This is a genomic window from Marinobacter sp. F4206, from assembly GCF_019392195.1.
GTDB lineage: Bacteria > Pseudomonadota > Gammaproteobacteria > Pseudomonadales > Oleiphilaceae > Marinobacter.
This window is the reverse complement of record NZ_JAHXKI010000001.1, coordinates 316,985-331,742: the sequence shown is the minus strand read 5'-3', so window position 1 is coordinate 331,742 and position 14,758 is coordinate 316,985. Positions and strand designations below refer to the sequence as shown.

Annotated in this window: 12 protein-coding genes; all 12 read left to right on the top strand. The window is 56.8% G+C overall.

Going from position 1 to position 14,758, the window contains the following annotated elements:
* Positions 1–9 precede the first annotated feature (9 nt).
* The 12 genes from leuD (at position 10) to KZO34_RS01530 (ending at position 14,729) form a co-directional block, all read left to right on the top strand.
* On the top strand, positions 10–657 hold the full coding sequence (gene leuD / locus KZO34_RS01590; RefSeq protein ID WP_219472684.1) for a 3-isopropylmalate dehydratase small subunit: 648 nt from the start codon (positions 10–12) through the stop codon (positions 655–657).
* A 38-nt stretch (positions 658–695) separates the two neighbouring features.
* Entirely contained in the window at positions 696–1,769 is a 1,074-nt protein-coding gene (gene leuB / locus KZO34_RS01585; protein WP_219472675.1) for a 3-isopropylmalate dehydrogenase, read from the top strand.
* A gap of 129 nt (positions 1,770–1,898) precedes the next feature.
* Positions 1,899–3,014 (top strand): aspartate-semialdehyde dehydrogenase, encoded by a 1,116-nt coding sequence (gene asd / locus KZO34_RS01580; protein WP_219472673.1) that lies wholly within the window; start codon positions 1,899–1,901, stop codon positions 3,012–3,014.
* Between the two features lie 312 nt (positions 3,015–3,326).
* The gene (locus KZO34_RS01575; protein ID WP_219472671.1) at positions 3,327–6,608 is read left to right on the top strand and encodes a FimV/HubP family polar landmark protein; all 3,282 of its coding nucleotides are present in this window, start codon (positions 3,327–3,329) and stop codon (positions 6,606–6,608) included.
* A gap of 106 nt (positions 6,609–6,714) precedes the next feature.
* The gene (truA, locus tag KZO34_RS01570) at positions 6,715–7,623 is read left to right on the top strand and encodes a tRNA pseudouridine(38-40) synthase TruA (protein WP_219472669.1); all 909 of its coding nucleotides are present in this window, start codon (positions 6,715–6,717) and stop codon (positions 7,621–7,623) included.
* Positions 7,620–8,249 (top strand): phosphoribosylanthranilate isomerase, encoded by a 630-nt coding sequence (locus KZO34_RS01565; protein ID WP_219472667.1) that lies wholly within the window; start codon positions 7,620–7,622, stop codon positions 8,247–8,249. Before truA ends, KZO34_RS01565 begins: the two co-directional genes overlap by 4 nt.
* Positions 8,242–9,450, top strand: coding sequence for a tryptophan synthase subunit beta (gene trpB, locus KZO34_RS01560; protein WP_374706512.1), 1,209 nt, complete (start codon positions 8,242–8,244; stop codon positions 9,448–9,450). The genes KZO34_RS01565 and trpB overlap by 8 nt, the downstream gene beginning before the upstream one ends.
* Before the next feature lie 19 nt (positions 9,451–9,469).
* The gene (gene trpA / locus KZO34_RS01555; RefSeq protein ID WP_219472664.1) at positions 9,470–10,282 is read left to right on the top strand and encodes a tryptophan synthase subunit alpha; all 813 of its coding nucleotides are present in this window, start codon (positions 9,470–9,472) and stop codon (positions 10,280–10,282) included.
* A 44-nt stretch (positions 10,283–10,326) separates the two neighbouring features.
* Entirely contained in the window at positions 10,327–11,253 is a 927-nt protein-coding gene (accD, locus tag KZO34_RS01550; RefSeq protein ID WP_219472662.1) for an acetyl-CoA carboxylase, carboxyltransferase subunit beta, read from the top strand.
* On the top strand, positions 11,237–13,240 hold the full coding sequence (gene folC / locus KZO34_RS18830; RefSeq protein ID WP_374706509.1) for a bifunctional tetrahydrofolate synthase/dihydrofolate synthase: 2,004 nt from the start codon (positions 11,237–11,239) through the stop codon (positions 13,238–13,240). Before accD ends, folC begins: the two co-directional genes overlap by 17 nt.
* Before the next feature lie 149 nt (positions 13,241–13,389).
* Complete coding sequence (locus KZO34_RS01535; RefSeq protein WP_219472660.1) at positions 13,390–14,067, top strand: SPOR domain-containing protein; 678 nt, start codon at positions 13,390–13,392, stop codon at positions 14,065–14,067.
* A 92-nt stretch (positions 14,068–14,159) separates the two neighbouring features.
* Entirely contained in the window at positions 14,160–14,729 is a 570-nt protein-coding gene (locus tag KZO34_RS01530; RefSeq protein WP_219472657.1) for a CvpA family protein, read from the top strand.
* Positions 14,730–14,758 lie beyond the last annotated feature (29 nt).

Here is a 14,758-nt window from a genome sequence, read left to right as displayed (position 1 = left end):
AGAGAGACCATGCGCGCATTCACGCAACACCAGGGCCTGGTGGCCCCCATGGACCGTTCCAATGTGGACACGGACATGATCATTCCCAAGCAGTTTCTGAAATCCATCAAGCGAACCGGCTTTGGTCCCAATCTGTTTGACGAATTGCGGTATCTCGATGAAGGCAAGCCGGATCAGGATTGTTCCAGTCGACCGGTGAACCCGGACTTCGTTCTCAATCAGGATCGGTACCGGGGAGCCAGTGTGTTGCTGGCTCGGGCGAACTTTGGTTGCGGGTCCAGTCGGGAGCATGCGCCCTGGGCGTTGGAGGATTACGGGTTCCGGGTGATTATTGCCCCGAGCTTTGCGGATATTTTTTATAACAATTGCTTTAAGAACGGATTGTTACCCATTGTTCTGGATGAAAAAGTAGTTGATCAGCTGTTCCGTGAGGCGGAAGCCCGTGAAGGCTACGAGCTCGCTGTCGATCTGGAGGCCAAAACCGTGACCACGCCAGGCGGCGAGTCTTTCGGATTCGACGTGGACGACTTCCGTCGGCATTGCCTGTTGAATGGTCTCGACGATATTGGTGTGACCCTCGAAGATGCCGACGTGATCAAGGGTTATGAAGAACAGCGCCGACAGACAGCGCCGTGGCTGTTTGGTGCCGGAAACTGAATTTTACAATTTAAAGTGATCTGACACAGGAAAGGATTATGTCCAGAACCGTACTGATGTTGCCTGGTGATGGTATCGGGCCGGAAATCGTTGCCGAAGCTGAAAAGGTCCTGCAGAAAATCAACGACCGCTTTGCACTGGATCTCCGCTTTGAGTCTGGTCTTGTTGGTGGTGCAGCCCTTGATGCAACCGACAGTCCCTTGCCGGAAGACACCCTGGATAAGGCCCGGAAGGCCGATGCCATCTTGTTGGGTGCCGTGGGTGGTCCGAAATGGGACAGCCTTCCCATGAGCCAGCGTCCGGAGAAGGGCTTGCTGGGGCTGCGCTCCAATCTGGAGCTGTTTGCCAATCTGCGCCCGGCCATTCTGTATCCTCAGCTGGCCTCTGCATCCTCCCTCAAACCGGAGGTGGTTTCCGGTCTGGACATCATGATCGTTCGGGAATTAACGGGCGGTATCTACTTTGGTCAACCCCGCGGAGTACGGGAGTTGGAGAGCGGTGAGCGCCAGGGTTACAACACCTATGCCTACACCGAATCGGAAATTCGTCGGATCGGGCGCGTTGCATTCGAGGCGGCGCAGCAGCGAGGCAAAAAACTGTGCTCGGTTGATAAGGCAAATGTGCTGGAAGTGACTGTGCTCTGGCGCGAAATCATGAATGACCTGTGCCGTGAATATCCGGATGTCGAGTTGTCACATATGTACGTCGATAACGCCGCCATGCAGCTCGTTCGAGCGCCCAAGCAATTCGATGTGATTGTGACTGGCAACATGTTTGGTGATATTCTCTCTGACGAAGCGGCTATGCTGACCGGTTCAATTGGGATGTTGCCATCCGCCTCCCTGAACTCGGAAAAGCAGGGTATGTACGAGCCCTGCCATGGATCTGCGCCCGATATTGCAGGCAAGGGCATAGCCAATCCGCTGGCCACAATCCTGAGCGCCGCAATGATGTTGCGGTACAGTCTCGGTGAGGACGACGCCGCAGAGGCGATTGAGGCCGCGGTCAGCAAAGTGCTGGATCAGGGGCTGCGGACCGCAGACATCATGTCTGACGATGGAACGCAGGTTTCCACCCGGGAAATGGGCGAGGCAGTGCTCGCTGCGCTCTAACGGTGGCCCGGATCCGGTCGAATTTGAGACCCGACGGTGACAAGATGCTGTCGCCGCGGGATCATCCATCCTGTCCCTGTCAGCGATAAAGGCAGCGGGCGGGCATAAAACGAGGTTCAAAGGTCGCACATGAAGCGAGTTGGACTTGTAGGTTGGCGTGGCATGGTAGGCTCAGTCCTCATGCAGCGCATGCGTGATGAAAACGATTTCGCCGATATCGATCCGGTTTTTTTCTCGACTTCCCAAACCGGGAAGCCGGCGCCGGATGTTGGTAAAGACGGTGTTCCGCCACTTCAGGACGCCTTCGATATCGATACCCTGAAAACTCTGGATGTGGTCGTAACCTGCCAGGGTGGCGACTACACGACCGCGGTGTATCAGAAGCTGCGCGATGCGGGCTGGGACGGCTACTGGATAGATGCTGCCTCGACGCTGCGCATGGTTGATCACTCGGTGATTGTCCTGGACCCGGTCAATCGCAATGTCATCGACTCAGCCCTGGAGAAGGGCGTGAAAGATTACGTCGGTGGTAATTGCACGGTGAGCCTGATGATGCTGGCCCTGGGTGGTCTGCTTGAGGAGGATCTGATCGAGTGGGTTTCTCCGATGACTTATCAGGCGGCCTCTGGTTCCGGCGCGCAGAATATGCGGGAGCTGCTCAATCAGATGGGCGATCTGCATGGGAGCGTCCAGGCTGAGTTGGCCGATCCGTCGTCCGCCATTCTTGAGATTGATCGCAAGGTGACTGAGACCATGCGAAGCGGCGATTTCCCGACCGAGCACTTTGGGGTCCCGCTGGCCGGTAGCCTGATTCCGTTTATCGACAAGCAACTCGATAACGGCATGAGCAAGGAAGAATGGAAGGCCGGGGTTGAGACCAACAAGATTCTTGGCCGCAGTGATAATCCGATTCCGATCGATGGCATCTGCGTACGAATCGGTGCCATGCGTTCCCACAGTCAGGCGCTGACGATCAAGCTGAAAAAGGATCTGCCAGTCGACGAGATCGAGTCTATTCTGGCGAAAGCAAATGACTGGGTGAAAGTCATTCCGAATGATCGCGACGCAACCATGGAAGAACTCACACCGGCCAAAGTGACCGGCACCCTGAGTGTTCCCATTGGTCGAATCCGGAAACTGGCCATGGGGCCGGAGTACATCTCCGCCTTTACGGTTGGTGATCAGCTGCTGTGGGGCGCTGCTGAGCCTCTGAGGCGCATGCTGCGGATTCTGCAGGAGCGTTAAGAAATGTTACACAGGGGTAATTAATGCCAACTGTGTCCGGTTTCAGAAAACCGGTTAGGGGCGAAGGCTGATTTCGGCCTTCGCCCCTGTTATTTTCAAGAGCGCTAGGGAGTTCCGCTCGATTGGTAAAAAAATGGTACAAGGTTTGCGCCTGATTGATTGATAAAAGGGGTATTATCAACAATACTTGCCGGACCAAACGTTAATAGAACGACATAATAACTAGAACTATCCAGACGGAAGTCATCCAACCTCGTCCGATTCTGTTTGTATAAAGCAGTAACGAATAACGGAGACTGGAAAGGAAAAAGCATGAAGGTACGCAAGCTTGCGGTTGCCCTGGCTCTGGCAGGAGGGCTTGGATCCGGCGTCGCACAAGCCCTGGGGCTTGGAGAAATTGAACTTCAGTCCTATCTGAACGAGCCTTTGAGCGCAGAGATCAATCTCCCTCAAAGCCGCGGTGTGGATCCGGGCGATGTATTCGTGAATATAGCGTCGGAGTCCGCCTATGAAACAGTTGGGCTAAGCCGCAACCAGTTTCTGAGCAAGCTCAGATTCCAGGTTATCACCCAGAGCGATGGGTCGCTGGCCGTCAATGTATCTTCACGGGAACCTCTGCGTGAACCGTACCTGAACTTTCTGCTGGAGCTTACCTGGCCTAGCGGGCGGTTGATGCGGGAATACGCCGTTCTGGTTGACCCTCCCGTTTATGCCGAAGATTCCGGGGTTCAGGAACGCGTAAGTGCGCCGTCGGTCACCTCCAGCACCAGTCAGCCGTCAACCACTCGAAGCGCGGAATCCGTGCGCCGTCAGGCGCAGGCAGAGCAGTCGCTGAGCCGTGGCTACCAGGGCAACACCTTCGGGCCAACGGGGGCGTCCGATACCCTTTGGACCATTGCGTCCCGTGTTCGTCCCGATGACAGTGTTTCGACCCAGCAGGTAATGCTTGCCATTCAGGACCTTAATCCCGACGCGTTCATTGGCGGCAATATTAACCGCCTCAAGCGGGGTGAGGTGCTTCGGGTACCCACACTCGATCAGGTTCAGTCCAGGACAAGGGCCGAGGCCACTCGGGTCGTCAGTCAGCAAAACAGTGAATTCCAGTCTCCGGAGCGTACCGTTGATGCGACTGACACCCAGCAGGCCCAGGCAGCGCCTGAGCAGGCTTCTGCCGCTGGCGATGAGCTGAAACTTCTGGTTGCGGAAAACGACAGTTCTGAGTCCAGTGATGGCGGCTCCGCAGGCGGCGATGGTGAACTGCCGGGCGGCGTCGATGCCGGCACCGCGGTTGCGATGGAAGAGCTGGAAAGTGCCCGGCGTGAGAATGATGAACTGAACAGCCGCGTGACGGATCTTCAGGATCAGGTCGAAACACTGCAGCGCCTGCTTGAACTGAAAAACAGTCAGCTCGCAGACATGCAGCAGATGGCGGGTGACTCTGCCGATGAATCCGGTGAAGCTCCGGCCCCTGAGGAGGGTGAAGTCAGTGCCCAGGGTTCGGACGGATCCGATCTGTCTGTGGCGACACAGGAAGATGCGGCGTCTGACGAGGCGGCTGATGCCACCGATGCTGCAGAAACTGAAAGCCCGGAAGCGGTTTCCGGCGCCATGGATGAAGATGCAACGGCGGAGGTGTCCGACGAAGCCTTGCAGGCCGAAGGCGCCGACGCTGAGGTTGGTGCACCGGCTTCAGCAGATGCCGATGGTATGGCAGAAGGTGGTGATGCAGGGGCTGAAGGTGATGCTGAGGTCGCTTCGGGCGAGGAGCCTGCTGCCAGTGCTGAAGCCGAGGTAGCGGAGCCGGAGGCAGCAGCCCCCACAACGGAGGCGGAGACCGCGCCACAACAGACAACCAGTCAGGAACCCAAGCCTTCTGCGCAACCGCCGGTTGTGGAAAAGGGTTTTCCCGGCAACATCATTGATGCCATTACCGGCAATCCGCTTTACCAGATTGCACTGGGCGGTGGTTTGATCCTCTTGCTGCTGCTCCTGCTCATGCTGGCGCGCCGGAATGCCAACCGGGAGAAAGCGTTTTATGAGCAGTTGAATGGTGAGTCGGCCGATGAATCCGATTCATTCGAGCTGAGCCTGGATGATGAGGACTCCGGGCAGGGCGCTAGCGATGACGCGCTGACAGAAGCAGAGTCCTACATTGCCTATGGCCGCCATGATCAGGCAGCTCAGACCCTTGAAGCTGCCATTTCCCGGGAGCCCAGCCGCACGGACCTGCGACTGAAGCTGCTCGGTGTTTATGCGGACAATCAGGATCGAGAGTCGTTCGAGAAGCAGTTTGGTGAAATTGAAGCCTTGAACGACGAACAGGCAACGGCCTCGGCCAGCGAACTTCGCGCACAGCTCGACGAAGCGGAGTCGATGCCAAGCATTGATGACCTTGAATCCCAGCTCCGTTCGGATTCGTTTGGCGGCGGGCAATCCGAAGGCGAGACGGAGGCGGCCTCCACTGGAAATGACGCTCAGCTCTCGGACGAGCTGCTTGCCGACCAGTATGATTCGGAAAAGGAAGGGCAGGTCGAGAACGAATTTGGTGAGCTTGATACGGATTTCGCAGACTTTGATCTGAATGAAGTTGAGTCTGCCGAAACTTCAGCCGACGCCGCGGTGGATGAATCTGAAGAGAATGCGGAGCAAAAGGACTCCGACGGATCAATCGAGTATGACTTATCCGGTTTGTCTCTGGAATCCGAGGAGGAGACCGCGGATGAAAGTAAGCAATCCGGTACCGAGGATGAAACGGATTATTCTTCGCTTGAGATGGATCTGAGTGAGCCGGCCAAAACTGAAGCCGATGATTCTGACTGGTCCGAGGATCTGGGGCTTGATCTGGATAGTTCCCTTGAGGAAGAGTCCGGTGCCGATGAATCCGCAGGCGAGTTGACCGACGAAACTCGTGACACCGCTGAGGATAAAGCTGACAGCGATACGGATTCTCTGGATGAGTCCTTCCTGGATGAGCTCGACGCAGAGCTGGACAAGGTCGCAGGCGAGGAAGACGAGCTTGGTGGCGATGAGATGGAAGAGTCTTCTCTCGATGATCTTGAACTCGATGTGTCCGATGAAGATCTGGCGCTGATGGAAGAGTTTTCCGATTCCGCCGATTCCGCCAGTTCTGAAAAAGCTGAGGCCCCGGCTCTGGATGACGAGTTGAACCTTGAGGATACTCTTGGTGAGGGTGATGTCCTCGGTGAAGGCGAAACCGCCAGCCCAGAAGAAGAGATTGCTGGCACCGAAGAGCTGGAGGACCTTGGTTCACTCGACGAGCTGACCGAGCATGACGAACAGGCATCTGAAAGTCCTTCGGAAGAGGAAGAGCCGTTGCCTGTAGCCTCAGACGAAATTGGTGACGATTTGGGCAAATCTGACTCCGTAGACATTGATGAAAGTGAGCTTGGTGACGACGACGATTTCGACTTCCTGGCCGGAACCGATGAAGCTGCAACCAAGCTGGATCTTGCCCGCGCCTACATTGAGATGGGCGACAGTGACGGTGCGCGGGATATTCTTGAGGAAGTCGCACTTGAAGGAAATGAAGAGCAGAAATCGGAAGCTCAGGATCTCCTTAAAAATCTGTCCTGATTCGTTATAATCGAGTCAACCAGGCGGAAAGCGCCGGCCGTCGGAATTCGTTCCGATACAAGCCGGCGCTTTGTTTTTTTCAGTATCATTCATTCCGGACAGGCGTTTGTTTCTAGAACCTCAGCAACTCACTACGGAAATCGAGATAGGCGATGGTCGCGTCGCCCTGGCTTTTGAATACGATGGGCGTGACTTCCATGGTTGGCAATTGCAGAAGTCCGGGGTCCGTTCCGTCGAGTCAGAACTGATGGCGGCAGTCTCGAAAGTCGCCAACCACTCCGTTGATCTCATCTGTGCTGGCCGGACGGATGCCGGTGTTCACTCCAGTTACCAGATTGCGCACTTTGAAACGTCAGCCAGCAGGAGCCTTCGATCCTGGGTAATGGGGATCAATACGGCGCTACCAACTGACATTGCGGTGCATTGGGCAGGCAATGCCCTGGATGATTTTCATGCCCGTTTTTCTGCGGTCTACCGGCGGTATCGGTACGTGATTTATAATCATCCGGTGAGGCCCGGTATTCAGCGCGGGCAGGTGAGTTGGACCTTCCGCCCGCTGGACGCAGAGCGCATGAACGAGGCGGCACAGGCATTGGTCGGTGAACACGATTTTTCTGCCTTTCGTGCGGCGGGATGCCAGTCCCGCACGCCGATCCGTTTCATGGAGCAGATTACGGTAACCCGGAGAGGGGAATTTGTCGTAATAGATGTGCAGGCAAACGCGTTTCTGCACCATATGGTGCGAAATATCGCAGGTGCCCTGATGGCGGTTGGGTCCGGGCAGCAGCCAATGGACTGGATTCGTGAGATACTCGACCAAAAGGACAGAAGGCTTGCGGGTGTGACAGCGCCACCGCATGGTCTTTACCTGGTGGATGTCGGCTATCCGGACCAGTACGGCATACCCCGAGCTGAATGCGGACCCGGTTTCCTCAGGCCCTGGTTTAGCAGGGCGGAGAACCACCCGGTTTCTCCGACCCACATACATCCGAAGCGACCGGTGCAACAGCCATGAGTACACGAGTCAAAATCTGCGGACTGACCCGTGTGGAAGACGTGGAGTCGGCGGTCGAGTCCGGCGCCGATGCGCTTGGCCTTGTGTTCTATGCGCCGAGTCCGCGTTCGGTAAGCATTGCCCAAGCGGAAGTTCTGGCTCGCCACGTTCCTGCGTTTGTCTCTGTTGTCGGCCTGTTCGTCAATCCGACCGAAGGAGAGGTTAGGGAGGTTCTGGATCGTGTTCCCCTGGATCTGCTGCAATTCCATGGCGATGAAAGCGCGGAATTTTGTGGGCAGTTTGGCCGGCGTTGGATCAAGGCAATACGCGTTCGGCAAAAGGATCAGATTCAGGCCGCGTTTAATGAATACCGTCAGGCTTCGGGGATACTGGTTGATGCCTGGGATCCCGAACGGTATGGAGGTACGGGGCAATCTTTTAACTGGGACCTTATCCCTTCCGATCGCCCGATGCCGCTCATATTGGCCGGTGGGTTGACTTCTGATAACGTATTCCGCGCTGTGGAGCAAGTAAAGCCCTGGGCTGTAGACGTCAGCGGCGGTGTTGAGCGAAGTAAGGGCGTTAAGGACATCGAAAAAATTTCCGACTTTATTAACGAGGTTCGCCGTGTCTGTAAAACTGACTGAAGAAATGCTGAGTGCACTGCCGGATGCGAGGGGCCACTTTGGGGCCTTCGGCGGACGGTTCGTTTCCGAGACGCTGATGGATTCCCTGATGACGCTCGAGAAACAGTACAACGAACTTAAAAAAGACCCTGAATTTCAGGCACAGTTTGACAAGGAGCTGGCTGATTATGTCGGCAGGCCTACTCCGCTGTATTTCGCCGAACGGCTTACCCGGGAAACCGGCGGTGCCCAAATCTGGTTGAAGCGGGAAGACCTCTGTCACACCGGTGCCCACAAGGTAAATAACACCATTGGTCAGGCGCTGTTGGCGAGTTTTCTGGGTAAGAAGCGGATTATCGCTGAGACCGGGGCCGGCCAGCATGGCGTTGCGACAGCCACAGTCTGTGCCCGACTGGGGCTTGAGTGTCATGTTTTCATGGGAGCGGAGGACGTACAGCGCCAATCCCTGAACGTTTTCCGTATGAAGCTGCTTGGTGCCGAAGTGCACGCGGTTGAAAGTGGCACCCGGACGCTCAAGGATGCCATGAACGATGCCATGCGTGACTGGGTGTCGTACGTTGATGAAACCTTCTACATCATCGGCACGGTTGCGGGACCGCACCCCTATCCCCTGCTGGTAAGGGATTTCCAGTCTGTGATCGGTCGCGAAACCCGCCGCCAGGCGCTGGAAAAAACCGGGAAGTTGCCCGACGCACTCGTTGCCTGCGTTGGTGGCGGCTCAAATGCTATTGGTATGTTCTATCCCTTCCTGGCTGACGAATCTGTTGAACTCTACGGTGTCGAGGCCGGTGGCCTGGGTATTGAAACCGGCAAGCACGCGGCGCCCCTGTGTGCCGGTCGTCCGGGCGTCCTGCATGGCAACCGTACCTACCTGATGGAAGATGAGAACGGCCAGATCGCAGGCACCCACTCGGTCAGTGCCGGGCTCGATTATCCGGGTGTTGGCCCGGAACACAGCTGGTTGAAGGATATTGGGCGGGCAAACTATGTGTCGGTTACCGACGATGAGGCGATGGAAGGTTTCCGGAAGTTGACCCGTGTCGAAGGCATCATGCCAGCCCTGGAAACAGCCCACGCCGTGGCATACGCCATCAAGCTCGCTGCAACCATGGATAAGGATCAAACCGTCGTGATTAACGTATCCGGTCGGGGCGATAAAGATATAAACACGGTTGCCAAGTTAGAAGGCATCGAGGTCTGAAGACGCAACAGGAGCAGGCATGAGCCGAATTGAAGGGGTCCTCCAGACCCTCAAAGGACAAGGTCGCAAGGCGCTTATTCCCTACATTACCGCCGGTGATCCCCATCCCGATGTAACTGTGGATCTGATGCACACATTGGTGGAGGCAGGTGCTGACATCATTGAACTCGGTGTTCCGTTCTCTGATCCCATGGCCGACGGACCTGTTATCCAGCTGGCTTGCGAGCGGGCCCTCAAGCACGGCACCTCGTTACGGCAGGTGCTGGGCATGGTCAAGGACTTCCGTGCGCGTGACAGCAAAACCCCGGTTGTACTGATGGGCTACCTGAATCCGATGGAGGCCATGGGGTATGAAGCTTTTGCGGATGCGGCCGTCGATGCCGGGGTGGATGGCATTCTGACTGTCGACCTTCCGCCTGAAGAGGCAGACGATGTTGCCCCGTTGTTCACCCAGCGAAAGTTGGACGCCATTTTCTTGCTTGCTCCAACCACCACAGATGACCGGATTCGCGCAATCAGCGAGCACTCTTCGGGCTATGTGTACTATGTTTCATTCAAGGGTGTGACCGGAGCCGGAAAAATCAACGTGGAAGAGGTGGCGAGCAAGGTGGCCCACATCCACGAGCTGACGGCTCTTCCGGTGGGTGTTGGTTTCGGCATTCGTGACGCACAAACCGCTGCAGCGGTTGGCCAGGTATCCGATGGTGTAATTGTTGGCAGCGTCCTGGTCGATACAATAGCCAGAAATCAGGCAGATACCGACCAGCTGAAGCGGGCGCTGACGGATCTGCTCCACCCGATGCGCGAAGCGCTGGATAGCCTGGGCTCCTGAATCAGGGGGCCGGGCCGACAGGCATCACAGGACAGGATGAAATCATGAGTAACTGGCTGGACAAGATAATGCCGAGCAAGATTCGCTCGGAATCCAAGCAGAGGACCGGCGTGCCGGAGGGGTTGTGGAAAAAATGCCCCAAGTGCGGGGCCTTTCTCTACAAGCCGGAACTTGAGAAGAATCTGGATGTTTGTCCCAAGTGCAATCATCACCTGAGGGTCAGTGCACGTCGCCGCCTTGATGTATTTCTGGACCCGGATGGTCGTGAAGAGATTGCTGCCGAGCTGGAGCCCTGGGATCGACTGAAATTCAAGGACAGCAAGCGTTACAAGGACCGGTTGTCCCACGCACAGAAGTCCACTGGTGAAAAAGATGCGCTGGTGGCGATGAAGGGCACAACGCTCGGGGTCCCGCTCGTAGCCTGTTCCTTTGAGTTCAATTTCCTCGGTGGCTCCATGGGCCAGGTTGTTGGCGAAAAGTTCGTTCAGGCTGCCAATGTTGCCCTGGAAGAGCGCATACCGTTGGTCTGCTTCTCTGCCAGTGGCGGTGCCAGGATGCAGGAGGCGATATTGTCGCTGATGCAGATGTCCAAGACAGCAGCTGTCCTTGAGCGGATGAAGCTGGAAGGTATCCCCTATATCTCGGTGATGACAGATCCGGTATTTGGCGGCGTATCTGCCAGTCTGGCTATGCTGGGTGATCTCAATATTGCTGAGCCCAACGCCCTGATAGGCTTTGCCGGTCCCCGTGTTATTGAGCAAACCGTTCGGGAAAAGTTGCCGGAAGGCTTTCAGCGCAGTGAGTTCCTGCTGGACCATGGCGCCATCGACATGATCCTCCATCGCCACCAGATGCGTGAACGCATTGCGCACGTTCTGGCGAAGTTCACGGGCCAGGAGCGGCCCGGAACCGAGGAGCCGATCGAATTTGAAGTAACGGAAAAACCGGAAACCGATGCCCCCATCGAGTAACAAACCTGGCCAGTCCCCAATCCCACCGGGGACTGGCGCCACTGTCGACCGGTGGCTCGCCTACCTCGAAGCCCTTCACCCTACCGAAATCGATCTTGGTCTCGACCGCGTGCTTATGGTTTTGCGCAGGCTTTTTCCTCGCAAGCCACAGGCTCGAATAATTACCGTTGCCGGTACCAATGGAAAGGGCAGCGCTGTTGCGTCCATCGAGGCACTGCTCCGGGCAGCAGGTCGGCGAACCGGCGCTTATACCTCGCCGCACATTCAATCCTACAATGAGCGAGTCCGGTTGGATGGTTGTGATATCGGTGATGCGTCGCTGGTCTCGGCTTTTGAACGCGTCGAGGCGGCCCGTCGCAACATCTCGCTAACGTACTTCGAGTTCGGGACGCTGGCCGCCTTTGTCGCGTTTTCCGAGGCGGGGGTAGACGACTGGCTACTTGAAGTGGGGCTTGGCGGTCGACTGGACGCCGTGAATGTGCTTGATGCGGATATCGCGATCATAACGTCGGTAGACATTGATCATGTCGCCTTTTTGGGTGATAACCGCGAGGTGATTGGGTTTGAGAAGGCTGGAGTGCTCCGGCCCAACATTCCAGCCGTTTACGCGGATTCTGATCCCCCCCGATCGGTTCTTCAGCAGGTCGCCGCTCAAAAGGTCGATCTCGCGCTTGCCGGCCGAGATTATCATTTGCTCGAAATGGGGAGTGCCCAGGGCGCAGGCCCGGCCACTGTGGTACTGGATTACCAGGGCTGGAAGGTTACGCTGCCTGCCGGACCGCTGCCTGTTCCGAGTGTCGCTGCGGCGGTAGTGGCATTGCGGGCTCTTGAGCCTGGCATGGATGTGTCTGTTATCGAGCGGGCGCTGGCCAGGCTCAAAGTCCCGGGCCGCTTCGAAAGGATGGCGGAACATCCGGATGTGTTTGTGGACGTGGGGCACAACCCCCATGCTGCAAGCTGGCTTGCCAGTCGGTTGGCATCTCTGAAAACCACCGACAGCCGAGTATTGGCCGTGTATGCGGCGTTGGGTGACAAAGATGTGGAAGGTGTCTTTGAGGCCATGAAACCGGTTGTGGACCACTGGTGGCTGGCGGGGCTTGACGTTCCCCGCGGACTTACCGCCGAATCGTTGCATGGTAGGGCAGAGGGTGCAGGGCTACTGGACTGCGATCAGGTCCAAACGGTGGACGAGGCCATCACTGCTGCCAGGGCCTGCGCCCGGCAGCAAGATCTGATCGTCGTATTCGGATCGTTCTTTACTGTTGCGGAAGCGCGAACTCGGTTGACGCCCATTACCGCCCGTCAGCGTCTTGAGATGTTCCTCGATGAAGAAGGCCGACGGGAAATAGCTTCAGGCCTTGAGGCTTCCGACGCACTGAAGTTTGAGGCCAGCGAACGCTATCAGGCACAGTTATCTGAGCACCGGTTATCCACGGGCGAGAGTGATGCACTGGTGGTCATGGAGGGCGCCACCCTCGGGGTCAACCTGGTCGCCTGCGCCTTTGAATACAGTTTTATGGACGGCTCGATGGGCGAGGTCGTGGGCGAAAAGTTTGTCCAGGCCGCGAACGTCGCTCTTGATCACCAGATTCCGCTGGTGTGTTTTTCCGCCAGTGGTGGTGCAAGGGTGCAGGAAGGGTTCCTGGCATTGATGCAGATGGCCAAGACCGCCGCTGTGCTTGAGCGCATGAAACAGAAGGGGATTCCGTATATTTCCGTGATAACGGATCTGGTTTACGGGGAAGTTTCTGCGAGCCTGGCGATGCTTGGTGACTTGAACATTGCCGAACCGGATGCCCGGAGCGGCTCTTGCTATCCGGAGGTTATTGAGCAGGTTGAGCTTGAAGGTTTGCCGGCAGGGTTTCAGGGCAGCCGGTTCCTGCTTGAGCGGGGCGCCGTCGATATGATTCTCGATCGTCAGCAGTTGCGCGAGCGTATTGCCCACATTCTGGCCAAGTTTGCAGGGCAGGATCGACCGGGGAGCTAGGGCCCACTGAGGTTGGATGCCGGTTGGGACAGCCGCCTTAAACTTTGTCCATAGCTTGGGCCGGTGCTTTGAGTTCTTTGGGGATGCCAGTTAGTATCTGCTGCTAACGCCAAGTCTGGTCAATCATTACTTAACGGGAGCCGGTAATCGTGGATGGATTGAAGCAAAGAATAATCGGGGCGCTGGTACTGGTCTCCCTTGCGGTTATCTTTGTTCCCATGTTGTTCGATGAGCCGCATTCCGAGCGCACGTCCACCAGCATCAAGATTCCCGAGGAGCCGCCGTTTCCCGAGGTGACGTCCCCAGAGTCTGACAGTGCTGTGCCGCCAACCTATGAAGAGCCGGCAGTTGCGCCTGAGGCTGGAGAGCCTGAACAGGTTACATCGGAGTCGGATGCGCCGGACTACCGGATTGTGGAAGATGAGAAAGAACCATTCGACGGCGCGCCGGAGTCAAATCCGCCGGAGCCTGACGAGCCCGTGCAAGAGGTGACGGCAGAGGCTGCTGAGGATTCCGCCCCGGCCGAGTCTCCCGACACTTCTGCGGTAAGCAACGAGGCTGAATCGGCCGAATATAGCCGTTCCCTGGAAGGTTCGTGGGTGGTGCAGCTGGGCAGCTTTGGTAACGGCGACAATGCCCGCCGCCTGCGAGACAAAGTGCGTGATAAGGGTTACGCCTCACACCTGCAGGAAGTTGAACGTGGTGACGCCACCCTGACCCGCGTATTCAGTGGTCCGTTTACCAGCAAGGCGGATGCCGAAGCGGCCAAGCGCAGTCTTGATGAAGCCTTCAGTCTTAACAGCCTGGTCACAACCGGCGATAAATAAGTTCTTTTCGGTCGGTTTATGTTGGCCGGGCAGTTTGGTGGCGGGCGGTTTCCTGATAGAATTCGCGCTTCCTTTTTTCCATCGGATTCTTCATGGAAGCGCTGATCTGGATCGACTGGGTCATCATTACCCTGATTACAGTTTCCACGCTCATCAGTCTGAAACGTGGCTTCGTCAAGGAAGCCTTGTCTCTGGTGACGTGGGTGGGTGCGTTCATACTCGCCAGAACTTTCCACCCGCAGATGCAAACCCTTCTGGAGAGCACTGTCGAGACGCCCCTGGTCCGTTTGATCGCAGCGTTTGCAATACTCTTCTTTGGCACGCTCATCGTGGGCGCTATCATCAACAACATGATTGGTCACCTTGTGCGGGCCACCGGCCTATCGGCAACCGACCGGGTCCTGGGAATGGGATTCGGGCTCCTGCGCGGTGTCGTTGTGGTGATCGTCGCGATTGCCTTTACGCGATATACCCCACTGGCGCAGGATACCTGGTGGCGGGAATCGTTGATGATAACCAGGCTAGCCGTCGTGGAAGACTGGTCACGCCGTACGCTGGGTGACGAATTCGCCCGTTTCCTGGGGCCTGCTACGGAAGGGCAAGGTGAACCAGGCAGCAGTCAACAGCAGGAAGGCGTGGAACCCGCGTCTACCTCCAGCTAACATTCAGATCTAACACCCGGAGAAAACCG